This window comes from Nocardia carnea (genome assembly GCF_029868325.1).
Lineage (GTDB): Bacteria > Actinomycetota > Actinomycetes > Mycobacteriales > Mycobacteriaceae > Nocardia > Nocardia carnea_C.
This window is the reverse complement of the sequence record NZ_JARWNW010000211.1, coordinates 1-22,668: the sequence shown is the minus strand read 5'-3', so window position 1 is coordinate 22,668 and position 22,668 is coordinate 1. Positions and strand designations below refer to the sequence as shown.

The 22,668-nt window shown below is 67.1% G+C and carries 22 protein-coding genes; 2 read left to right on the top strand and 20 right to left on the bottom strand.

Going from position 1 to position 22,668, the window contains the following annotated elements; translation table 11 throughout:
* Positions 1 to 108: 108 nt before the first annotated feature.
* Positions 109 to 552, bottom strand: coding sequence for an OsmC family peroxiredoxin (locus QH196_RS18070; RefSeq protein WP_062972069.1), 444 nt, complete (start codon positions 550 to 552; stop codon positions 109 to 111).
* A 56-nt stretch (positions 553 to 608) separates the two neighbouring features.
* Positions 609 to 1,064 (bottom strand): SRPBCC family protein, encoded by a 456-nt coding sequence (locus QH196_RS18065; protein WP_280416972.1) that lies wholly within the window; start codon positions 1,062 to 1,064, stop codon positions 609 to 611.
* A 187-nt stretch (positions 1,065 to 1,251) separates the two neighbouring features.
* Between QH196_RS18065 and QH196_RS18060 the strand changes: the two genes are divergently transcribed.
* Positions 1,252 to 2,373 carry a sensor histidine kinase gene (locus tag QH196_RS18060; RefSeq protein WP_280416971.1) on the top strand — a complete coding sequence of 374 codons (1,122 nt, stop codon included), beginning with the start codon at positions 1,252 to 1,254 and terminating at the stop codon, positions 2,371 to 2,373.
* Positions 2,374 to 2,633: 260 nt separating this feature from the next.
* On the opposite strand, the gene QH196_RS18055 is transcribed toward QH196_RS18060, so the two are convergent.
* From QH196_RS18055 to ftsH, 18 genes are all read right to left on the bottom strand, one after another.
* Entirely contained in the window at positions 2,634 to 3,290 is a 657-nt protein-coding gene (locus tag QH196_RS18055) for a vWA domain-containing protein (protein ID WP_280416970.1), read from the bottom strand.
* A gap of 157 nt (positions 3,291 to 3,447) precedes the next feature.
* On the bottom strand, positions 3,448 to 6,003 hold the full coding sequence (locus QH196_RS18050; protein WP_280416969.1) for an ATP-dependent Clp protease ATP-binding subunit: 2,556 nt from the start codon (positions 6,001 to 6,003) through the stop codon (positions 3,448 to 3,450).
* 279 nt (positions 6,004 to 6,282) lie between these two features.
* Positions 6,283 to 6,906, bottom strand: a complete 624-nt coding sequence (locus tag QH196_RS18045) for an FHA domain-containing protein (protein WP_432278098.1) — start codon at positions 6,904 to 6,906, stop codon at positions 6,283 to 6,285.
* 248 nt (positions 6,907 to 7,154) lie between these two features.
* Positions 7,155 to 7,517: a histone-like nucleoid-structuring protein Lsr2 gene (locus tag QH196_RS18040; RefSeq protein WP_033243970.1), complete on the bottom strand. Its 363-nt coding sequence runs from the start codon at positions 7,515 to 7,517 to the stop codon at positions 7,155 to 7,157.
* 118 nt (positions 7,518 to 7,635) lie between these two features.
* On the bottom strand, positions 7,636 to 9,102 hold the full coding sequence (lysS, locus tag QH196_RS18035; protein WP_280416977.1) for a lysine--tRNA ligase: 1,467 nt from the start codon (positions 9,100 to 9,102) through the stop codon (positions 7,636 to 7,638).
* Between the two features lie 298 nt (positions 9,103 to 9,400).
* Entirely contained in the window at positions 9,401 to 9,823 is a 423-nt protein-coding gene (locus QH196_RS18030) for a rhodanese-like domain-containing protein (RefSeq protein WP_280416976.1), read from the bottom strand.
* Positions 9,824 to 9,831: 8 nt separating this feature from the next.
* The gene (locus QH196_RS18025) at positions 9,832 to 10,458 is read right to left on the bottom strand and encodes a cysteine dioxygenase (protein WP_280416967.1); all 627 of its coding nucleotides are present in this window, start codon (positions 10,456 to 10,458) and stop codon (positions 9,832 to 9,834) included.
* A 280-nt stretch (positions 10,459 to 10,738) separates the two neighbouring features.
* A complete protein-coding gene (locus QH196_RS18020) occupies positions 10,739 to 11,533 on the bottom strand; it encodes a type III pantothenate kinase (RefSeq protein WP_280416966.1) in 795 nt (264 codons plus the stop codon).
* A gap of 17 nt (positions 11,534 to 11,550) precedes the next feature.
* The gene (panD, locus tag QH196_RS18015) at positions 11,551 to 11,970 is read right to left on the bottom strand and encodes an aspartate 1-decarboxylase (RefSeq protein WP_280416975.1); all 420 of its coding nucleotides are present in this window, start codon (positions 11,968 to 11,970) and stop codon (positions 11,551 to 11,553) included.
* Positions 11,971 to 12,460: 490 nt separating this feature from the next.
* Positions 12,461 to 13,417 (bottom strand): pantoate--beta-alanine ligase, encoded by a 957-nt coding sequence (gene panC / locus QH196_RS18010; protein ID WP_280416965.1) that lies wholly within the window; start codon positions 13,415 to 13,417, stop codon positions 12,461 to 12,463.
* A gap of 49 nt (positions 13,418 to 13,466) precedes the next feature.
* Positions 13,467 to 14,414, bottom strand: coding sequence for a Rossmann-like and DUF2520 domain-containing protein (locus QH196_RS18005; protein ID WP_432278054.1), 948 nt, complete (start codon positions 14,412 to 14,414; stop codon positions 13,467 to 13,469).
* Between the two features lie 117 nt (positions 14,415 to 14,531).
* Complete coding sequence (locus tag QH196_RS18000) at positions 14,532 to 15,653, bottom strand: DUF6779 domain-containing protein (RefSeq protein ID WP_280416963.1); 1,122 nt, start codon at positions 15,651 to 15,653, stop codon at positions 14,532 to 14,534.
* 69 nt (positions 15,654 to 15,722) lie between these two features.
* Positions 15,723 to 16,199, bottom strand: coding sequence for a DUF3180 domain-containing protein (locus tag QH196_RS17995; protein WP_280416974.1), 477 nt, complete (start codon positions 16,197 to 16,199; stop codon positions 15,723 to 15,725).
* Between the two features lie 53 nt (positions 16,200 to 16,252).
* Complete coding sequence (gene folK, locus QH196_RS17990; RefSeq protein WP_280416962.1) at positions 16,253 to 16,798, bottom strand: 2-amino-4-hydroxy-6-hydroxymethyldihydropteridine diphosphokinase; 546 nt, start codon at positions 16,796 to 16,798, stop codon at positions 16,253 to 16,255.
* Positions 16,795 to 17,181 (bottom strand): dihydroneopterin aldolase, encoded by a 387-nt coding sequence (gene folB, locus QH196_RS17985; protein WP_280416961.1) that lies wholly within the window; start codon positions 17,179 to 17,181, stop codon positions 16,795 to 16,797. The genes folK and folB overlap by 4 nt, the downstream gene beginning before the upstream one ends.
* On the bottom strand, positions 17,178 to 17,990 hold the full coding sequence (gene folP, locus QH196_RS17980; RefSeq protein WP_280416973.1) for a dihydropteroate synthase: 813 nt from the start codon (positions 17,988 to 17,990) through the stop codon (positions 17,178 to 17,180). The genes folB and folP overlap by 4 nt, the downstream gene beginning before the upstream one ends.
* Positions 17,991 to 18,079: 89 nt before the next feature.
* Positions 18,080 to 18,751 (bottom strand): GTP cyclohydrolase I FolE, encoded by a 672-nt coding sequence (folE, locus tag QH196_RS17975; protein ID WP_062972044.1) that lies wholly within the window; start codon positions 18,749 to 18,751, stop codon positions 18,080 to 18,082.
* Positions 18,752 to 18,826: 75 nt separating this feature from the next.
* Entirely contained in the window at positions 18,827 to 21,217 is a 2,391-nt protein-coding gene (gene ftsH / locus QH196_RS17970; protein ID WP_280416960.1) for an ATP-dependent zinc metalloprotease FtsH, read from the bottom strand.
* Positions 21,218 to 21,602: 385 nt separating this feature from the next.
* Here ftsH and QH196_RS17965 point away from each other — a divergent pair, with 385 nt between their 5' ends.
* Entirely contained in the window at positions 21,603 to 22,511 is a 909-nt protein-coding gene (locus QH196_RS17965) for a hypothetical protein (protein ID WP_280416959.1), read from the top strand.
* The last annotated feature ends 157 nt before the right edge of the window (positions 22,512 to 22,668 follow it).

The window sequence follows — 22,668 nt, the reverse complement described above, 5'->3', positions numbered from 1 at the left end:
CCCCCGCCCAGCACCCCCCCCCCGCCCCGCGCAGGGCCCCCGCCCATGCGCGGCTCGCGCCGCTGGGCCCGGGCCCCCCCGCACCCGGGGGTGAGCCCGGGCAACGGCTCAGGACTCGAGGGCGGCGTCCAGGGTGATCTCGTCGACTCCGGCCAACGCCTTGCTCACCGGGCATCCCGATTTGGCCGCGGCAGCCGCCGTGGTGAAACCCGCATTGTCCAGACCGGACACCCGGCCGCGCACAGTCAGCGCGATCCGGCTGATCCGGAAACCACCGGCCGGATCCGGGCCGAGCGTGACCGCGGCCGAGACGTCGAGGCTCTCCGGAGTGCCACCCGCCTGGGCGATCTCGTTGGACAGCGCCATCGCGTAGCAGGACGCATGTGCTCCCGCGATCAGCTCCTCCGGGCTGGTGGTGCCGCCGGCTTCCTCGGCGGAACGTTTGGGGAAGGACACCTCGTACTTACCGACTCCGGAGCTGACCAGCTCGACCTGGCCGGAGCCGTCCTGCAGACCACCGGTCCATGCGGTGCGCGCGGTACGTGTGGGCATCACAATCCTTTCGAAGACGAATATGTTCCGGTCCGCTCCGAAACTACCCGCACCCGTCAACCGATCGCAGCGGTTCGCTCGTCGAGGCGGGCCAGCGCCTTGGGCCAGGTCGCACGGTAGCGGTCACGGGCGGCTTCATCAACAAACCCGCTGTGTCGCAGGCGCAACCGGATACCGCGGGGTTGTTTGACGAGTTCCACCCGGACCACGGTCTCCGCGCCTTCGGTACCCGCGGCACCGGTCACCCAGGTCATTTCTACGAGCCGCCCGGGTTCGAGCCGCAGGAAGCGCCCGTAATGCGGGTGCATACTTCCCTCGTGTGCGGTTTCGAAGTAGAACGGCTCGTTCACCTCGGGCCGCATCCGTACCGTCGTGGGCTCGGCGAACCAGATATCGAATCCCTGAGTCCAGGCCAGGTACAACAGTTCGGGCGAAGCTTTCATCACCCGTTCCACCGTCAGCTCGTACGGTCGCGCTGACAGGTCCGGTACACGCACTTGCTGGTCGACCATCTCTGGAACCATACCCGCGTCGGGGCAGCTGCCGCCGCAGATGCGCCGATCGTCGCGCCGTCGCCGATCGTTCCGTGCCCGATCGGCGGATACGGACCGGCAAACGCCTTGCTACACCGGGAATCCGGGTGTGCACCGCCGCCTTCGCGCGAAGTGCGAATAGGGTGGTGCGGGTGGAGAGTCCGCGATGACGAGCTGGCAGATGGCCGGGCTACTGGGTTGGCTTGCGCTGACCGTCGCCCTGGTGGTGCTGTTGCGGCAGCGCCGCGCACTGCTACGGGCGTACCGGGAGCGCGATGCCGCGACCGCAACCGCCGCGCAGCGGCTACGTGAACTCGAGGTGAGTACCGAACGCCTGGTGATCGCACGTGAGCTACACGATGTGGTGGGACACAATCTTTCGCTGATCAACGTGCAGTCCGGGATGGCGCTGCAACAGGTCGAGAACAAATCGGCGAAGGCCGCGGGAACGGTGGCCGAAATCAAGACCACCAGCCGTAATGCCCTCGAAGACGTACAGGCGTTGCGGCACGCCATCCAGTCGGTGGAGCCGGCCGAGCCGGCGCGGCCCGAGCGCGAACGGCCCCGCGACGCGGATCCGGGTGTCCGCGGGGAACGGGAAAAACGCGCCAGGCGTAGCAGTTTCGGACGCCGTGATCGGGCGGTTGCCGCCGGTCCGGCCGAAGGCCCCGACCGGGGCGGCCGGAACCCCGCTCCGCCCGCCGCGCCGGCTCCACCGCCGCGGGAACCGGATCCGACGATGTCGGAGCTCGAGGAACTACTCCGGAAACCCCGGCAGGCCGGCCTGACCGTGCACACCAAAGTGATCGGCACCGCCGGATCCCTACCGGCGGCCATCGACGAGGCGGCGACCCAGATCGTCACGGAGTCACTGGCGAACGTCATCCGGCATGCGCCCAATGCCGAGGCCACGGTGACGGTGCGGTTCACCGCCGACTCGGTCGACCTCACCATCGACAACACCCGGCCCACCGGCAAACCCGAACATACGGGCCCGACACGCGGTATGGGCATCATCGCCATGCGAGAACGCACGCACGCGCTCGGTGGCGCATTGACCGCCGGCCCGAAACCCAGCGGTGGTTTCCGGGTCGCGGCCCGGTTGCCGAGCCGCCCGCTGCGTATCGCGATCGATCCGGACAAGATACCGCGCTCCCGGCCCGGGTCGGGTTCGGGATCCGGTGCGAGCCCGGACGAGAACAATCGGGCGACGCCTTCGTCCGACCGGCCGGGCGTCCGTGGTAGATCGCCGGACCGGGTCGAAACAGGACCCACGACAACGGATTAGCCGACAGCCGAGCCGCCTTCAACCGCAGGCGCCGCCCCGCTCACCGCGGCCGGCTACGGGGTCGGTCCGGTCATCGAAAACGGCCCGATGGAGAGAAACCGGCCGAACCACGGCGAGGGGCCCGTCTCCACGTGCGTACTAGATGGGCGGCAGAATTCTTCGATTCGGCCGCCGCCGCAGATTCGCCGCGGCCATAAGCCGCAGCGGGTTCGCCGCGGCGCGCCCGCGGCCCGGAAAACTGCCGTACACCGGCCGGGCGGTCACCGTCCGGGATTGGACCCTTGCCGCTCCTCGTCGGTGAAACCGGCACGGCGGGCGAAACCCGGCGCGTCCGCGTCCGTAGCTTGCAACCGGCCGGAATACGCCGCCGCTGCCCGGAACACCCCTTGCACCCCCGCGGGAGCGGCGCCGTAGGTGATCGACTGCTGAGGTGCGAACCCCAGTTCGGTGCCGATCTGCACTGCGTCCATATTGGCGCCGAGGAACAGGAAATCCCAGTTGTACTGGTCTTGCTGCTGTTGGATCAGCGAGCGCACGGCGGAATGAGTCCATTCACGGCTGGAGTTCTCGTGGCCGTCGGTGAGGATGACGACGATCACCGTGCCCGGGCGGTCGGATTCGGGGCGCGATGCCAGCTCGGCGCCGATATCGGTGACCAGTTTCCCGATCGCGTCGTAGAGCGCCGTACCGCCGCGGGGATACAGGACCGGCGGCGGGACCTGTTCGAGCGGGGTATTCGAGTACAGACATTCGTACTCGGTGTCGAACTGGGCGAAGGTCACCCGGACGGTTTTCTCGACCTTGCGCTGCTCTTCGAAGAAGGCGGCCAATCCGCCTTCGGTATCGGATTTGATCGACTGCATGGAGCCGGAGCGGTCCAGCAGGACGGCGATCAGGCTCTGGGCGGGATCGGTCATCGTTACCCCCTTTGTTGTTCCCTTGCCGCCAGCCTACGCGTGCACCCGCCTATCCGCCCGCGAGTTCTGCGGCCAACCGGCCCGAAGGCCCTGGCGTAGGAAAAGGCCTGCCCGGCTGCGTAATACAGCCGGGCAGACCTCTTGCGTACTGTTGTTCCTACTCGCCCGAGGCGGCCTCGGTGGTGCCTTCACCGGCACCGGTCAGCACGACCTCCGGCTTCTTCTCACCCTCGTCCTTGGTGAGCTTGGTCTTCGGCGTGAAGGTGAAGCGGGCGTCCTCGCCGGACCCTTCGCCGTCCCAGCCCTCGACGTCGACCACCACGTTCTGGCCCGCGCCGATCTCGCCGAACAGGATCTTCTCCGAGAGCTGATCCTCGATCTCGCGCTGGATGGTGCGACGCAGCGGCCGCGCGCCCAGCACCGGATCGAATCCGCGCTTGGCCAGCAGGCTCTTGGCCCGGTCGGTGAGCTCCATCGACATATCCTTGTTCTTCAACTGGACGCCGACGCGGTCGATCATCAGGTCCACCATCTCCACGATCTGCTCGGTGGTGAGCTGGTGGAAGACGATCACATCGTCGATACGGTTGAGGAACTCGGGCCGGAAATGCTTCTTCAGCTCGTCGTTGACCTTGAGCTTCATCCGCTCGTAGTTCGAGCCCTCGTTGTTCGACTGGGTGAAGCCCAGGCCGACCGCCTTCGAGATATCCGAGGTGCCCAGGTTCGAGGTGAAGATCAGCACCGTGTTCTTGAAATCGACCGTACGACCCTGGCCGTCGGTGAGGCGCCCGTCCTCGAGGACCTGCAACAGGGTGTTGTAGATCTCCTGGTGGGCCTTCTCGATCTCGTCGAACAGCACGACCGAGAACGGCTTGCGGCGCACCTTCTCGGTGAGCTGGCCGCCCTCCTCGTAGCCGACGTAGCCCGGAGGGGCACCGAAGAGCCGCGAGGCGGTGAAGCGGTCGTGGAACTCGCCCATATCGATCTGAATGAGCGCATCGTCGTCGCCGAACAGGAAGTTCGCCAGCGCCTTGGACAGCTCGGTCTTACCGACACCGGACGGGCCGGCGAAGATGAACGAGCCGGACGGGCGCTTCGGATCCTTCAGGCCGGCACGGGTGCGGCGGATGGCCTTGGAGACCGCCTTGACGGCATCCTCCTGGCCGATGATCCGCTTGTGCAGCTCGTCCTCCATACGGAGCAGACGGGTGGTCTCCTCCTCGGTGAGCTTGAAGACGGGAATACCGGTCCAGTTGGCCAGCACCTCGGCGATCTGCTCGTCGTCGACCTCGGCCACGACATCCAGATCACCGGAACGCCACTGCTTCTCACGCTCGGCGCGCTTGGCGACGAGCTGCTTCTCCTTATCGCGCAGCCGCGCGGCCTTCTCGAAGTCCTGCGCGTCGATCGCCGATTCCTTCTCCCGGCGCGCATCGGCGATCTTGTCGTCGAATTCACGCAGGTCCGGCGGAGCGGTCATCCGGCGGATACGCATCCGGGCGCCGGCCTCGTCGATCAGGTCGATCGCCTTGTCCGGCAGGAACCGGTCGTTGATATAGCGGTCGGCCAGAGTGGCGGCGGCGACCAGGGCACCATCGGTGATGGAGACCCGGTGATGCGCCTCGTAACGGTCGCGCAGACCCTTCAGGATGTTGATGGTGTGCTCGACGGTCGGCTCGCCGACCTGCACCGGCTGGAAGCGGCGTTCCAGGGCGGCATCCTTCTCGATGTACTTGCGGTACTCGTCGAGGGTGGTGGCGCCGATGGTCTGCAGCTCACCGCGGGCCAGCTTCGGCTTCAGGATCGAAGCCGCGTCGATGGCGCCCTCGGCGGCACCCGCACCGACCAGCGTATGCAGCTCGTCGATGAACAGGATGATGTCGCCACGGGTGTTGATCTCCTTGAGCACCTTCTTCAGGCGCTCTTCGAAATCACCGCGGTAGCGGCTGCCCGCGACCAGGGAACCCAGGTCGAGGGTGTAGAGCTGCTTGTCCTTCAGGGTCTCGGGGACCTCACCGTTCACGATGGCCTGCGCCAGGCCCTCGACCACGGCGGTCTTACCGACACCGGGCTCGCCGATCAGCACCGGGTTGTTCTTGGTGCGGCGGCTCAGCACCTGCATGACCCGCTCGATCTCCTTCGAGCGGCCGATCACGGGGTCGAGCTTGCCCTCCAGGGCGGCCTGGGTGAGGTTACGGCCGAACTGGTCGAGGACCAGCGACGTGGACGGGGTACCCGTCTCGCCGCGGGCACCGGATTCCACCGGCTCCTTGCCCTGGTAACCCGACAGCAGCTGGATGACCTGCTGGCGGACCCGGTTGAGGTCGGCGCCGAGCTTGACCAGGACCTGGGCCGCAACTCCCTCGCCCTCGCGGATGAGGCCCAGCAGGATGTGCTCGGTTCCGATGTAGTTGTGGCCGAGCTGCAGCGCCTCGCGCAGGCTCAGCTCCAGCACCTTCTTGGCGCGCGGGGTGAACGGGATATGACCGGACGGGGCCTGCTGGCCCTGGCCGATGATCTCTTCGACCTGGCTGCGCACGCCCTCCAGCGAGATACCGAGCGACTCCAGCGACTTGGCCGCGACACCCTCACCCTCGTGGATCAGACCCAGCAGGATGTGCTCGGTGCCGATGTAGTTGTGGTTGAGCATCCGGGCCTCTTCCTGGGCCAGGACGACGACACGCCTTGCGCGGTCGGTGAACCTCTCGAACATCGCTCCCTCACTCTCCTGCTCCGGACTCTATGGCCGGCTGACGCCGTGGTGTGTCGTGGACAACCGTCGGCCTCAGCCTGCCATGAAGGCCAGGGGTTGCGGCCCCCGCCTCCCACTCTAGTTGGCGGGTGGTCTCACTGCCGCCGGTCCACCCTAATGATCTGCGGGCCGGTCGCAGCGCTATTCATTCATAACGCCCATACCCACGTATTCGTTTCCCACTCCGGTTTTGCCGAGAGCGAACACAGGCGATTCGGGCCCGTCGGGATAACCGCAGGTCTACAGGTCGCGATCGCTGATGAGCCCGCTGCGCATGGCCAGTGCGGCCAGCCGGACGCGCTTCTGGTTCTGGGGCAGATCCTCGACGCCGAACTTGGCGAACAGTGCGCGCAGATGTGTTTTGACGGCGTCCACGCTGAGGAACAGTTCGTCGGCGATCTGCTGATTGGTCGCGGGGGCGGCGAAACCGACGTCACCCTTGTACGGGCGGCACAGGGCGATCAGCACACCGCGTTGCGCCTCGGTGAGCGACCGGACGGTCGGGACGGATCCGCTGGAAGCGCGGGTTGCATCGTCGGCGACCCCGTTGAAATCGTGGAACGACACCATGGAGGTGCCCATCCGGATACGATCGCCCGGCATGAGCCGGCGGCGGCCGTGCAGTCTTTCGCCGTTGATGAACGTGCCGTTGCGGGACAGCCCGTCGTCCACGATGGTCCATTGCGCGGCGAGGTATTCCACGGCGGCATGTAATCGCGAGACCTCGGCGTCCCAGCGCAGCGAGAGGTCCGCGCCGGCCGAACGGCCTATCGTGATCCGCTGCCGGTCGGGGGTCAGCATCACCTCACGCCGCCGGCCCTCGTCATCGGTGAAACGTAGAAACGATCCGACGGATCCGGACACTGCGCCGCTACCTGACCTCTCCATACCGGCAGCAACTGCCGGACACCACCCCGACCGCACGGGCCCGGTACTACCAACACCCCTATGGTGCCGGGCGAGCGGGCGGTGGAGCAAGACTGAACACCGCTGAGCGCAGCGGCCCCGGCACACAGCGCCGGGGCCAGCGGTAATTCCTATTCGCTATCGAGAAAGACCGACCGCCGTCCGCCTCGCAGAAAATAACCGGCGAACGACGGTTGAAAGAAGAACTATCCCTTCGAGGCCTTGTTGTACGCATCGGTGATATCGGCGGAGATACGCCCGCGCGCGGAAACCTTGTGACCATTCCGCCGTGCCCACTCACGAATTGCGGCGCTTTGTTCGCGATCCATCGTGGCACGCCCCTTGCTGTTGCCCGCACCGGCGGCAACCGCGGACTTCACCCGGCGACGGCCACTCACGCGACGGGCGCTGGAAACCCACTGTTCCAACTCGTCCCGAAGCTTCTCCGCATTCGATGACGACAGGTCGATCTCGTACGACACTCCATCGATTGCAAACTCGATGGTCTCGTCCGCGATGGACTCACCGTCGACATCGTCGATCAGGCTAACGGTGACCTTCTTTGCCATGAGATGAACGTCCTCTCGAAATCGTGCGGCCCGGCAAAATCAGGCCGATTACCCGAGGCAAGAATACCTCGAATTCGGAAAATTCCAAGACGAGCGATCGGCTATGCAAACCGATCGCTCAACGGCCGACCGGCCGCACTATTGGGAACAGTATCGTTTCCCGGATTCCCAATCCGGTGAGCGCCATCAACAACCTATCGATTCCCATACCGGTTCCGGTTGTCGGCGGCATCCCGTGTTCCATCGCGGCGAGGAAGTCTTCGTCCAGAACCATTGCTTCGTCATCGCCGGCGGCGGCGAGCCGCGCCTGATCCACGAACCGTTCACGCTGGATGACCGGATCGACCAACTCCGAATAGCCCGTGGCCAACTCGAAGCCGCGAACATATAGATCCCACTTCTCGGCAACTCCGGCACGCGACCGATGCTGCCTGGTCAGCGGCGATGTCTCCACCGGAAAATCACGGACGAAAGTCGGCTTGTCCAGCTTGTCGCCGTAGCAGTGTTCCCACAGTTCTTCGACCAGTTTGCCGTGGCCGTAGCCCTTGCCTTCGGGAATTTCCAGACCTTCCCGTTCGGCGAGCGCCAGCAATTCCGGGACAGTTGTTTCGGGAGTGACCTCGACACCCAGCGACTCCGATAGCGACGGATACATCTCCACGGTTGTCCACTCGCCGCTCAGGTCGTATTCCGACCCGTCGGCAAGCGTCACGACCTCAGTTCCCAGAGCCTCTCGAGCAACTTCCTGGATCAATTCCCGGATCATCCGCGCGGAGTCGTCGTAGGTTCCGTACGCTTGATAAGTTTCCAGCATCGCGAACTCGGGCGAATGGGTGGAATCGGCGCCCTCGTTACGGAAGTTGCGATTGATCTCGAAGACCCGCTCGATCCCGCCGACAACACAGCGCTTGAGAAACAGCTCCGGGGCAATGCGCAGGTAGAGATCCATATCGAGCGCATTGGAATGCGTCCGGAAGGGCCGGGCCGCGGCACCGCCGTGCAGGGTCTGCAGCATCGGTGTCTCGACCTCGAGAAATCCCCGGCGTTCGAGCGCATTGCGCAGCGCCCGCACCACCGCGACCCGGGTACGGGCCATCTCCCGTGCCTCCGGGCGCAGGATCAGGTCCACATAACGCTGACGGACCCGCGATTCCTCGCTCATCTCCTTGTGGGCGACGGGCAGCGGCCGCAGCGCCTTGGACGCCATCGACCAGGAATCGGCCATAATGCTCAACTCGCCCGTACGCGATGAGATGACTTCACCGTGGACGAAAACCATATCGCCGAGGTCCACATCGGCTTTCCACGCCGCCAGGGCATCGGCGCCGACCCCGTTCAGGCTGATCATCGCCTGCAACGTGGTGCCGTCACCCTCCTGCAACTTCGCGAAACACAATTTTCCGGTATTGCGCATGAAGATGACGCGCCCCGCCACACCGGCCTGCTGACCGGTCGCGGTATCGGCCGCGAGATCCGGATGGGCGGCCCGGATTTCGGCCAGCGTATGGGTGCGGGGCACCACCACCGGGTAGGCCTCACCGCCTGCGGCGAGCAGCCGTTCCCGCTTCTCCCGCCGGATCCGCATCTGCTCGGGGATGTCGTCGACTTCCACGGAGCGGCTGGATCGCCCCGCGGGAACAGTGCCCGCGGAGCCGCCGGATGACGAGGGGTTCGGGTTGCTCACAGCGAACCACCCTAGCGTGCACGGCAAATCGATTCGTCAGCCGCCCGCCCCCTGGACCGCGCCATATGGAATCGGCGCGGCTATGCGCGGACGGGCCAGAAAAATAGACCATTTGGTTGCTTAGGAAATACCGCCGGTGTGACGACAGCACGGAAATGTATTGCGGTCCGGATCTATTCGCCGCCGGCCGCGGAACAATTCAGAGAACTGCGAGCGAACGAACTTCCCTGGCGAAGTGCTCGGCGCCGGTCGCCACCGTGCGCATACCCGCAGCTACCAGCGCCTGGTAACCGCCGATCAGATCGGTCGCGCGGTGCAACCCCAATTGACGCAACGAGGCCGCGGCCAGGCTCGACGTGTACCCCTGCGAGCACACCACGATCCACTCGACATCATGATCGGTGGCCAGCGCGAGCCGGGCCGAACTGCTCGGATCCAGCCGCCACTCCAGCACATTCCGTTCGATCACCAGCGCGCCGGGCAATGTCCCCTCGCGGGACCGCTGCGCCGCCGGCCGGATATCCACCAGGATCGCGCCCCGCGCGAGCGCGGCCGGCACTTCGATCGGCTGAATCCGCCGCAGCTGGGAACGGGCGTTGTCGAGCATCTGCTCGATGGTCATCGACGGCATCAGAGATCACCTTCGGGCTGGTCGGTGAGGACAGTATGGGTACGTCGGAGGCTGCCGTGGCCGGTCACCTCGTAGTAGGACATGGCGGTCAGCGGCGGTGAATAGGCGTGCACGCTCAGCGTCGGATCCAGCGGCCCGGGATCGGAGCGGCCCACGACCGCGACCCGGTCGGAAACACGAACGACATCGTGGACCCAGCCGATCGGGAAAGCCGCCTGATCACCCGCCGCCAGGATCCGATGCCGCAGTTCGGCGCCGTTCCAGCGGTACTCCGCGAGCGCACCGCTGAGCACGGTCAGCGCACCGAGCGAACCGGCATGATCGTGCAGTTTCGTGGATTTCTCCGGTGTCCAGCTGATCAACCAGATATCGACCTCGTCATCGGCCACCAGCCGCGTAGCCCAGCGATCCACCAGCGGCCAGTGGCCGTCTTCGGGAAGCAGATGGTCGTATCGGCCGGCGAGCACATCTTCGCCGGTCTCGTCGGTCAGCCGTAACAGATCCGCGGGGCGCAGGCGGGTGGGCAACGCCGGAGCAATCGGGCGATCGGGAATCGGATTCGCCGCCGCGGCGGTGGTATCACGAGCCGAGAGCGGGACTACAGAAGAAAGAACAGGGGAACGCATCTGCGCATCTCCAGAAGGAATGAGAACGAACGAGGAATTCGGGATGCCTCGAACGGTCGAGGCGAATCAGCCTCGACAACACTCCTGGGTACGCATGCGGAACAGCACACGGCGAGCTTAGCAATCCGGACCCGCCGCGGCCACACCCGACCCAGCGGAATAGATCACATATCTGTGCCCTCGGCCGCGACTACGTCCCGGTGCGACCGGCCACGCCTGCATCCCGGCGCTCGCGGCTGCGCCCGCCTCCCGGTGCGATCAGCCGCGATCGCCTGGGCGCTCAGCCGCGACTGCGCCGCTGGTTCCGTTCGTAGACGAGCTGCAGACCGGTCAGCGTCAAATGCGGCAGATGGTGTTCGATCGTCTCGGATTCGTCCAGGATCAACGGCGCCGCCGGGCCCGTCGCCACCACGGCGATATCGTCGCCGGAGAAACCATCGATATCGTCGCGGATCCGGTCGACGAGACCGTCCACGAGGCCCGCGAAACCGAAAATGGCGCCGGCCTGAATACATTCGACACTGTTCTTGCCGACCACCGACCTCGGCCGAGTCAGCTCGACCCGCCGCAGCGCGGCCCGCTCGATCAGTGCCTCGGTCGCGATCTCCACCCCCGGTGCGATGACACCCCCGAGGAACTCCCCCTTCGCCGACACCAGATCCACACAGATCGACACGCCGAAATCCACCACGATCGAAGCGGTGCCGTATTCGTGATAGGCCGCAAGGCTGTTGACGATCCGGTCCGCACCGACCTCTTTCGGATTGTCCACCAACAGCGGGATACCGGTCCGCACCCCGGGCTCCACCAGCACATGCGGTACGTGCTGCCAGTAGCGATCCAGCATCAGCCGCATTTCCCGCAGCATCGGCGGCATGGTGGACAGGCCGGCGATACCGGTCACCGTATCGAGATCGGCCCCCAGCAGACCGCGCAGATTCATGGCGAACTCGTCGGCGGTGTGCAGTGGATTGGTGTGAATCCGCCAATGCCGCACCAGCTCCGCCCCGGAATCGGTGCCGTTCATCAGCCCGATGACAGTGCTGGTGGTGCGGACGTCGAGGGTCAGCAGCATACGAGTGCCGTCGGCGCTCAGACCAGCGACAGATTACGCGGGCTGAGGAGATCCGAGCCCTCCGGCGCATGCGCCGGATCCGAACCCAGCTCCACCGCCCGATTCCGCGAATCCACGAACACCACCTTCGGGTCGTAATCGCGCAACTCGGCCTCGTCCATCATCCCGTACGCAATGAGAATCACCAGATCACCCGGGTTGACCAGATGGGCGGCGGCGCCGTTGATACCGATCACCCCGGAACCACGCTCACCGGCGATCACATAGGTCTCGAGCCGGGCCCCGTTGTCGATATCGACAATGCAGACCTGCTCACCCTCGAGCAGATCGGCGGCGTCCAGCAGATCCTGGTCCACGGTCACCGATCCGACGTAATGCAGATCGGCGTGGGTCACGGTGGCCCGGTGGATCTTCGACTTCATCATGGTCCGCAACATCACGGTCGCCCTTCTGTGCTTATTTGCGCCGCCTTCGGTGGCGCGGGTCGGGGGGCTGTTGTCCCTGCTCCCGGAGTAAATCTTCCGCGAAGGGGCGGGCTGTAACTCTGGACGCGCTCCGCCACACCAGGCCGGAGACCCGATGAACCCGCGATCGGGGCGGGCCATCCGCGAAGGGGCGGGCTGTAATTTTGGAGACGCTCCGCGTCTCGAGGGGTGGGGCCCTGTTGGGCCCGGTTCTTCACTCCTCCGCTCCTCCGCTTCGCTCCCCCGCTCCGTCGCTCCAGAACCGGGCGGGCCCCACCCTGGGAGGTGGACCGTCCGAAGGAGAGAAAGGCGGGCAGGATCTCCGGGCCGATGTCGGCCGCACTCGCGGTCGACCGACTTGTGTAGGTGGCCGAGGGTGCCGTGGAGTGGTTCAGCTCTGCGCCTTCGCAGAGCAGCGTGGGTCGGGGGCGGCCGGTGGCGGACGCTTCCGCTACATGCGTACTCATCGGTCAGCACTTGTGGTGGTGACGGATTGTTCTGCCTGCGTGGACAAGATGTCCGCGTCGGGGTGGCCGTCCAGTTGCACACCGAGCTGGACCGCAGCATTGTCGATCAAGCGGGTGCTGCCGATACGGGCCGCGATCAGAAGGCGGGCGTTGCCTGCTTCCGGGGCCGGGCCCAGATCCGCGGCACGGAGTTCCAGGTAGTCCAGTTCGATGCCGGGGGCGGCGGCCAGGACGGAGTGCGCCGCATCCAGCACGGCCTGTCCGCCTGCGGCACCGGAACGGGCACCGGCCAGTAGCGCGGCCGACAGGGTGGTGGCGAGTTCGCGCTGGGCGGGGTCGAGGTAGCGGTTGCGTGAGGACAGGGCCAGGCCGTCGGCTTCGCGGACCGTCGGGACGGCGACGATCTTCACATCGAAATTCAGATCGCGGACCATCTGCCGGATCAACGCCAGCTGCTGGTAGTCCTTCTCGCCGAAGAAGGCCTCGTGCGGGCTCGCCATCTGCAGCAGTTTCGCCACCACCGTGAGCATCCCGGCGAAATGGGTCGGGCGGGAGCCGCCCTCCAGTTCGGCGCCCAGCGGGCCCGGCTGCACCGTGGTGCGCGGGCCGTCGGGATACATATCCGCCGCGCTCGGGGCGAACACCAGGTCAACACCCTCCGCGCGGAGCAGTTCGATATCCGCGTCGAGGGTGCGCGGGTAGCTGTCGAGATCCTCGTTCGCCCCGAACTGCAGTGGATTGACGAAAATCGAGACGACCACGACCTGGTTGGTGCGCTTGGCCCGGCGGACCAGCTCCAGGTGACCTTCGTGCAGGGCACCCATGGTGGGGACGAGCCCGACGGTCCGGCCGGAGCGGCGCAGCGCGCGGACGACCTTGCCGAGGACGACCGGGTCGTGCTGCACGGTCAGCTCGCCGGCGCGGTAGGCGTCGCGCAGGGTCTGATCCGTCATGCTGCCTCCTTCGGATCCGGCGCATGCCCGCCACAGCGCAGATATTGCGTCATCGGTGTTCCTCCAGCAGTGCACGAAGTTCGTCGGGAGCCTGCGCCCGTTCGGCAGTACGCCGCGACATGGCCCGATACCCGGCGGCGATCTGCGGATCGGCCGCGGTCAGCGCCTCGAGATGCGCGGCGACGGCGGCGGTATCGCCCCGGGCGACCGGGCCGGTGAGCGCGGCCTGACCGCGGCGCAGCGCATTGTCGAGCGCCGCCGAGACCAGCGGCGCGAGCAGCCGTTCGGGTAGGCCACCGGGCTGATCGTCGATGGTCTGCTGGCCGAGCAACCCCGGTCCGGCGAGCGCTTCGCGCAGGGCCTGTACGGCGTCGAGTACCAGGGTGACCAGGTGATTGCTGCCGTGGGCCAGCGCGGCGTGATAGAGGGTGCGGTGTTCCTCGGCCACCCGGACCGGTTCCCCGCCCATCTCGATCACCAGCGACTGCGCGATGGCGTAACCGATCTCGTCCGCCGCGGTGATCCCGAAACAGGCGTTGGCCAGCCGGGACAGATCCTCGTCATGGCCGGTGAAGGTCATCGCCGGATGGATGGCCAGCGGTCGCACACCGGCTTCCTCCAGCGGCGCCAGGATCGCGATACCGTTCGCGCCCGACGTATGCGCCACGATCGTGCCCGGCCGCACCGTCCGCGCGCTCGCCAGCCCCCGCACCAACCCGGCCAGTTCGGCGTCCGGGACCGCCAGGATGAGCAGTTCGCAGCGCCCAGCGACCTCTTCGACCGGGAGGATCCGGGATTCGGGCAGCCGGGTACGCGCCCGCTGCACCGACGCATCGGAGATGGCGGCGACGCCGAACACCACATGTCCGGCGCGTTCGAGCGCGGCGCCGAGTGCGGATCCCACGCGTCCCGCCGAAACGATTCCTACCGTCAGGCGTGCGGGCGCCGGATCACCACTCGCGGCCGGATTGCCAGGAGTCACGCGTGGCGAGGTCAACAGTGTCCTCTCGGAAAAGTCGTTCCAGTCCCGCGCTGCGGGTACCGGACGTTACGCATCGAGGATATGACTCGCGACCGCCGATGCGCCACGGGCGCACCGGGTGATATGCCGCACTCAGGAGCTGCGCTGCTCTTCTTCCCGGCGCAGGTTCGCCATGATCTCGGCGACCGACAGCCGACGGGATCCCGCCGGATCGGACTGGGTACGGCGGCGCCGTGAATTGACCGAGCGCGGGGACAACTTTCCCGGAGCGCGGGTGCTGCCCCGGGCCTTCACCGCAGCCGGTGTCTTGGGCATTTCGGATTCGGTGGCGGCCGGGCGACGTGGTGCGGGCGGACCGTGGACCGGCTCGGGCGGCCGCGGCGGGCCCTGGACGAATTCGACGGGGTGCGGCGGACCGTGCCGCTCGGCACCGCCGGGCATATCCGTGGCGTCGTCGACCTCGGTGAACGCATCGGCCCAGCTCGAACCCGCGAGCGCCGCCCCCGGCCGGGACCGAACCGGTTCGTCGTCGAGACGCACGATCGCCGTTTCGGCGGTGATCGGGTCATCGTCGGGGCCCGCGAACCGGGGACGGCCCGGATGATCGCTTTCGTAGACGGGGGTCACGCTATTGCGTTCCGCGGTATCGGCGTCCGATTCCGCCACCTCCTGTTCGGTATCGACCCAGCCGTCCGCCGCATGCGACCAGCTCGCCGCGGCGTTCGCCCAGGCGTCGACCGCGTGCCGCTCACCGTCCTCGGTCGGCGGCCAGGCCGCCGCGAAACCGGCCCGATCGTGCGCGCTGGGCAGTTCCTGGAGACGGAAGGACGCGGCCGCCAGCGCGGGACGCTCCGGCGGGAGTTCACCGTCGAAGAGCCGTTCGAGCTGTCGGCGCAGCACAGCGAGCTCGGCCCGCAGCGCGGCCATCTCGGACGCGTCGGCGCCCACCTCGGAACGTACCCGGGCCTCGATTCCGAGCTCGTGTTCGCGGCGCGCGCTGATCTCGCGCTCCAGTTCCCGCTCATACGCGCCACGTAGCTCCCGGACCTTGGCCTGATACCGGCTCACCGCCCACGCCGCCAGGACCGCGGCCCACAACGCGGCGATCAGCCCGACGCGGATGAGCTGCACGCTATCGCTGAGCACCAGCAGAACACTGGCCACCACCCCGAGCAGCACCAGGCCGCCGAGGAAAAATTTGCCCACATCTTCCCGGCTGCGCACGGAAGAACTACTGCGGGACGGTGACACCATGCCCGCAAGAGTAATCGTGAATGCCGGACGCGCCCAGGTCAGAATGGGCGTGATCCATCACGAAGAGGTCTAGGATGCGGCGGGTTCGTCGGTGGGGTCGTCCGGGGCCCGGCAGCAGTGTTCGAGCCACAGTGCCGCGACCGCCAGCGCGATACCCGCACCGCAGCCGATGAGAGCGCCCGGATAGTCCGCATCCGCGGCCTGCAGATCCCCGCGCTGCGGGAAGATCCAGAGCAGGAACCCCAGCCAGACCCCGGCCACCAGCGAACCCACCTGCGCGGACGCCTTCGCCAGCGCCAACGCCCGGGCCACCGTGATCGGATGCAGCTGGCGCCGGTCGGCACCGATCTGACTGTTGCTCACCCGGGTGCGGATATAGAACCCGAGTGCCGCCTCGAGCGCTGCCACCGGGTACAGCGAGGCCCCCGCGATCGTGGAGATCGGCGGGAAACTCCCGTAGGCGAGCCGGGTGGCCACCCAGGCGATAACGGCAGCGATCGCGATATTGGCAAACAGCTCCCGGATACGGGTGGGTTTCAACCTCATATCGCCGTCGTCGCCGCCGTTACCGCGGGTGTTCTTATTACTACCCCCGGAGGTCATGGTGCGGCTCCCGCGCCGGGTAGCAGGGTGAGGTCGGTGCGGTGAACCCCCGCGACCTCGCCCGCGTCCAGCTTCGACACCAGTTCCCGCACCGGGTGCCCGGCCCCCGCGACATCAAGCACGGCCTCCGGTTCCACATCCAGCCACGGAACCAGAACGAAGGCGCGTTCGTGCGCGCGCGGATGCGGAAGAGTGAGGTCGGGGTCGGTACTGCGACAGGATCGCCACTGCCCGGCGACGTGTTCGATGCAGGCAACGATATCCACGTCGAGGGTGCGGGCGCCCCAGCGCACCGTCCGCTCCCGGCCGGCGGCTTGTTCGAGTCGCTGCCCGTGCGCCAGCCACGCCCGGCAGTCGTACGCCGGATCGTCGGCGACCAGTATGGCGTTGAGGAAATCGTCCTGTTCCACGCCGCCCCACGGGGCGGTGCTGTACACCGGTGAGACCGCCCGGACCCGCGCACCGAATCCGGCAACGACACCGCGCAACAGCGCGAGCCGATCCCCCATATTCGAACCGATGGACAGGACCGCGCGCGTCATTCGGACCCCTGTTCCCAGCGGCCCGCGGTGACCACGCGGACATCGGTGAAACTGTGCGGGATCGGTGCGCTCGGTTTGTGCAGCACAACCTCGACATCTGCGACACCGGGAACCGCGCGCACCCGGCCGGCGATTTCGGCGGCCACGGTCTCGATGAGATTGCGCGCAGGCCCCTGCACGATCGTCACGGCAAGTTCTGCGAGCGCGCCGTAGTCCACGGTCCGGGCGAGATCGTCGGTGGCGGCCGCCGCGGAGATATCGGTCCAGACGGTGAGATCGACGACGAATTCCTGCCCGTCCCGGCGTTCGTGTTCGAAAACCCCGTGGTATCCGAAGACGCGCAGGCCGCGCAGTTCGATGCGGTCCCCGGCCCCGGTGCTCACCGCGCGTCTCCCATCGCGCGGCGCCAGGCATCGGTGACCGCGATCGCATCCTGCGAACCGCGCACATCGTGCACCCGGACCCCCCATGCGCCGTGCCAGGCCGCCAGCGCCGAAATCGTGGCGGTGGCGGTTTCCCGCCCCGCGGGCGGGCGTGGATCGTCGTTCTCCGCAAGCAGCGTACCCAGGAAACGTTTCCGTGAGGCCCCGATCAGCACCGGGAAACCGTCCGCGACGAAACTGTCCAGCGCTCCCAGCAGCGCCCAGTTGTGTTCGGCGTTCTTGGCGAAACCCAGGCCCGGGTCGAGAATGATCCGCGCCGGATCCACCCCGGCGGCAACCGCGTGCCGCACCTGGACCCCGAGTTCCGCGCGTACTTCGGCCACGACATCGTCGTAGTGGTCGGCCGGGCCGGTATGCCGGTAATCGGCGGCCGCCCGCCAATGCATGAGAATCCACGGAATATCGGCGGCGGCGACCACCTCGGCCATCGCCGGATCGGCCCGCCCGCCCGATACATCGTTGATCACCGACACGCCCGCCGCCATGGCCGCTTCCGCGACCACGGCACGCATGGTGTCGACGCTGGTGGGCACCCCGGCCGCGACCAGCCCGGCGATCACCGGGGCCACCCGTTCGACCTCGGTTTCCGGATCGACCCGCACCGCGCCCGGCCGGGTCGATTCCCCGCCCACATCGATGATGTCGGCACCGGACTCGTAGAGCCGGACCCCGTGTTCGACGGCCCGGTACGGGTCCAGATAGCGCCCGCCGTCGGAGAACGAATCACTGGTCACGTTCACGATGCCCATCACCACACACGACCGGCCCGGCCGCGGTTGCACGCCCGGCCGGGGCACCACACCGGTCAGCGTGGGGGTGGCGGCGGAACGCTGATCGCTCACTTGCGCAGGATCAAGTCGAGGGCCTCGGAGCGCGAGGCCGAATTGGTCTGCAACAGCCCGCGGACCGCGGAGGTCGTGGTGCTGGCACCGGGCTTACGGATACCGCGCATCGCCATGCACAGATGTTCGGCCTCGATCACCACGATCGCGCCGCGTGGATCCAGTTTGCGCATCACCGCGTCCGCGATCTGACTGGTCAGTCGTTCCTGCACCTGGGGGCGTTTGGCGTACAGGTCGACCAGCCGGGCCAGTTTAGACAATCCCGTCACCCGGCCGTGCGGGCCCGGGATATAACCGACGTGCGCGACACCGTGGAACGACACCAGGTGATGCTCGCAGGTCGAGTACATCGGAATATCGCGAACCAGCACCAGCTCCTGGTGCTCCTCGTCGAAGGTGGTGTTCAGCACCGCGTCGGGTTCCACGTACAGCCCGGCGAACATCTCCCGGTAGGCCCGCGCCACCCGCGCGGGTGTATCCAGCAGCCCGGGCCGGTCGGGATTCTCGCCCACCGCGAGCAGCAACTCCCGTACCGCGGCCTCGGCGCGCTGCTGGTCGAACGGCTTTCCGGTATGCCGGGCGATCAGCTCCGGCGCCGGGCCACCGGTCTCGCCCAGTTCGGCGGGGATACCGGTCGTATGGCCGTTGGTCTGCTGATTGGCCGACATTCGAGGACACCTCCACAATCCGGGCGCGGCAGTAATGACCGGGCGCCGTCGGGTCCGAGCGTAATCGGCGCCTGACTACTGCCGGCCGTTCGGGCTGTCCCAGGAGTGCGGGCCGCCACGACCGGGCTCCTCGCCGGAACCGTAGCCGGGATCGCCCTGGCCACGGTCGTACGGCGGGGTAGCGCCTTCGCCACGATAACCGGCGGAGTTCGGGTCGGGATGGGTATGCGGCTGCTCGGGCGGGGGGCCACCGTAACCGCGTTCGGCGGGCGGTGCCTGCTGTTCCCGCGGCGGCCAGCCCGGGGCCGACCAGCCCGCGGGAGCACCGTAATCCGGACGCGACCCCTGCGTGGCACCACGCGGATAGGCGGGCGCGGGCTGCTGCGGAGCCGGGTAACCGGCCGGCGGCTGCCCGTATCCGGGCTGCGCGACCGGTGCGCCCGGGTATCCGGCGGGTTGCGGGAGGCTCCCCGCGGCCGCGGGGTCGGCGGGGGGGATACCGGCGGGCACCTTCGGTTCCGGCGGCCAGGGCTCGCCGCGTTCGGCCGCGAGTTCGCCCGGCGTTTTCACCGGCGGTTTATCCGATGGCACTCGATCACCGAAATCGTTGAACGCGGTGATACGCGGCCGCTTCTGCACCGCACCCAGGATGATTTCCAGATCCTTGCGATGCAGGGTTTCGCGCTCCAGCAGCGCGGTGGCCAGCTCGTCGAGCACATCACGGTATTCGCTCAGGATCGACCAGGCCTCGGTATGTGCGGCCTCGATGAGGTTGCGGACCTCCACGTCGATCGCCCCCGCGACCTCGTGCGAATAATCCGAAGCGGTACCCATGGACCGGCCCAGGAACGGATCGCCCTGCTCCTGGCCGTAGCGGACAGCACCCAGGCGGGCACTCATCCCGTATTCGGTGACCATCGCCCGCGAGATCTTGGTGGCCTGGTCGATATCGGAGGACGCCCCCGTGGTGGGCTCGTGGAACACCAGTTCCTCGGCCGCACGACCGCCCATGGCCATGACCAGCCGGGCGATCATCTCGGAGCGGGTCATCAGGCCCTTGTCGTCCTCGGGGACGGTCATCGCGTGACCGCCGGTGCGGCCACGGGCCAGAATCGTCACCTTGTAGACCGGTTCGATATCGGGCATCGCCCATGCCGCCAGGGCGTGACCGCCCTCGTGGTAAGCGGTGATCTTCTTCTCGTGTTCGCTGATGATCCGGCTCTTGCGGCGTGGCCCGCCGATCACCCGGTCCACCGATTCCTCGAGCGCGTCACCGGTGATCGTGGCGCCGTTCTCCCGGGCGGTGAGCAGCGCGGCCTCGTTGATGACGTTCGCCAGATCGGCACCGGACATACCGACGGTGCGCTTGGCCAGACCGTCGAGATCGGCATCCGGCGCGATCGGCTTACCCTGCGAATGCACCCGCAGAATCGACCGGCGACCGGCCAGGTCGGGGTTGCTGACCGGGATCTGCCGGTCGAACCGGCCCGGGCGCAGCAGCGCGGGGTCGAGGATATCGGGACGGTTGGTGGCGGCGATCAGGATGACGCCGGTGCGGTCGCCGAAACCGTCCATTTCGACCAGCAGCTGGTTGAGCGTCTGTTCACGTTCGTCGTGCCCGCCGCCGAGGCCGGCGCCGCGCTGGCGGCCGACCGCGTCGATCTCGTCGACGAAGATGATGCACGGACTGTTCTGTTTGGCCTGTTCGAACAGGTCACGCACACGGGACGCGCCCACACCGACGAACATCTCCACGAAATCCGAACCGGAAATGGTGAAGAAGGGCACCCCGGCCTCACCTGCGACGGCCCGCGCGAGCAGCGTCTTACCGGTTCCGGGCGGACCGTAGAGCAGCACGCCCTTCGGGATCTTCGCGCCCAGCGCCTGATAGCGCACAGGGCTCTGCAGGAAGTCCTTGATCTCGTAGAGCTCCTCGACCGCTTCGTCGGCACCTGCGACATCGGCGAACGTGGTCTTGGGCATATCCTTCGACAGCTGTTTGGCCTTGGATTTACCGAAGCCCATCATGCCGCCGCGGCCACCGCCCTGCATCCGCGACATCACGAAGATGAACAGGCCGAGCAGGATGACCATCGGCAGCACGAACAGCAGGATCTGGGTGACCCAGCTCTCCTGTTTGACGACCGTGTTGTACGGCGCGCCGGATTCCTGGACGGCCTGGAAGATCTGCGACGAGGTGTCGCTACCGCCGGGATATTTGGCGATGATCTGGTTCTGGCCTTCGGTGGCCTCGTTGCCGTTCCTCAGTTCGATCCGCAGCTGCTGCTCGCGATCATCGATCTGGACGTTGGCGACGTTTTCCTTGTTCTTCAGCTGCTCGAGCGCCACCGACGTATCGACGCTCTGCCAGCCGCGGGTGTCGTTGCCGAAGTAACTGAACAGATAGATCACGAGCAGAATGCCCGCGATTATCGCCAGGGTGCGAAACACTGTCTTGCGGTTCATAGAGCGTCGGCCGGGCGGCCAGTCCTTTCAGGCGTCTCCGCGTTTTGCCTAGCGATGCGTCGGTCTCGAGCGGCGCAACCCACTTCCGGGACCGCCCGGTGGGCGGATTCGGATGCGGACATGCCACGTTACCGCGTACGGTCTACTCGATACATCGCGCTTCCTGACTTATCGCAAGCGAGGAGTTCGGCTGGTGATGCAGTTCAACAGGTAAACGGCCGGAAAACCACGGTGGTTCCCGGCGTCGTGGTCTGTGATATCTCGTAGTGATCACAATCATGGCACGCCCGACCGATGATGATCGACGTACGACCCGAGCGCAGGGGGTATGGACATAGTCGAGTTACGGACACCCACAGCAATAGTTCGGCACGGCGAAGGACGTTTGGTAGTTCTTCGCCCGGAAGCCGACGGCGATACCGAGACCGACGGCGAGCGCGTGCTCGACGTAGCGGTCACCGACCTGCTGGAAGTGCGGCTCAGCCGGCGCGCCGATGATGCGGTCGTCATCGAGATCTACCTGCGTTATCCGACCCCGGTGCTGGTCGGCGTGCCCGCCGACCGGACACCGCTGCCGGTGCTGATCGCCGAGCACGACGTTCCCGCCGCCGCGGGGATCGTCTCGCGGATCAACGACCAGATCCTGGCCGCGCAGCGGATCGATATCTCCGCCCCGGCCCTGAACCCGCCGGCCCCCGAGGTCACCGAGCGGGGTCCGGTTCGCGCGGACGTCGACCGGGCCGTGGGCCGGATGTCGGTCACCGGACGCGGCGAAGCGGCTCTGCACGATCTGCACAGCCTCGTCGACGGTGACGAATACGTGCTGGAGACCGCGTATGTCATCGCTCATCCACCGGTCGGCGACGACGACGCCTGCCTGCTCACGGTCACCACGAAACGCCTGCTCCTGGCGTCGCTGAGCACGGACGAGCCCTACGCCCACGATCTGCCGATCCCGATGATCATGATGGCGCGGGCCACGGAGGAGCCCGGTTCGATGGCGGGCGGGCTGCGCGACGCGGACCGCCGCCCCATCATCGAGGTGCGCGACGGCAACACCACGATGTGCTTCACGGGGCTGGATCGCGCCGATACCGAGCGGATGACCTACGCCATCAACTTCGCCGTCCGGCTGGTCGCCCTGGACGGTTCGGCGGGTCCGGCCGATCCGAGCGTCGCGCAGCTGTACTCCGAATGGGAACTACTGGTGGAACGGCACTCGCTGGGAATGGTCGACGACACCCAGTTCCAGCGCTACGGCCGCGGCATCCTGCGCTCCCTGCCGGGTATCTGACCGGCTCGGTTGTATTGCTCGTCGGGAAGGGCGGGCGCGGGCCGAGGCCCCGGTCGCCCTTACTGGCCGTGGGCCGCGCCCCCCGGCCCCCCCGCCGGCCCCCCCCCAAAAACGGGGGTTAAACCCCCCCCGGGGGGGGGGGGGGGGGCAAGTTGGA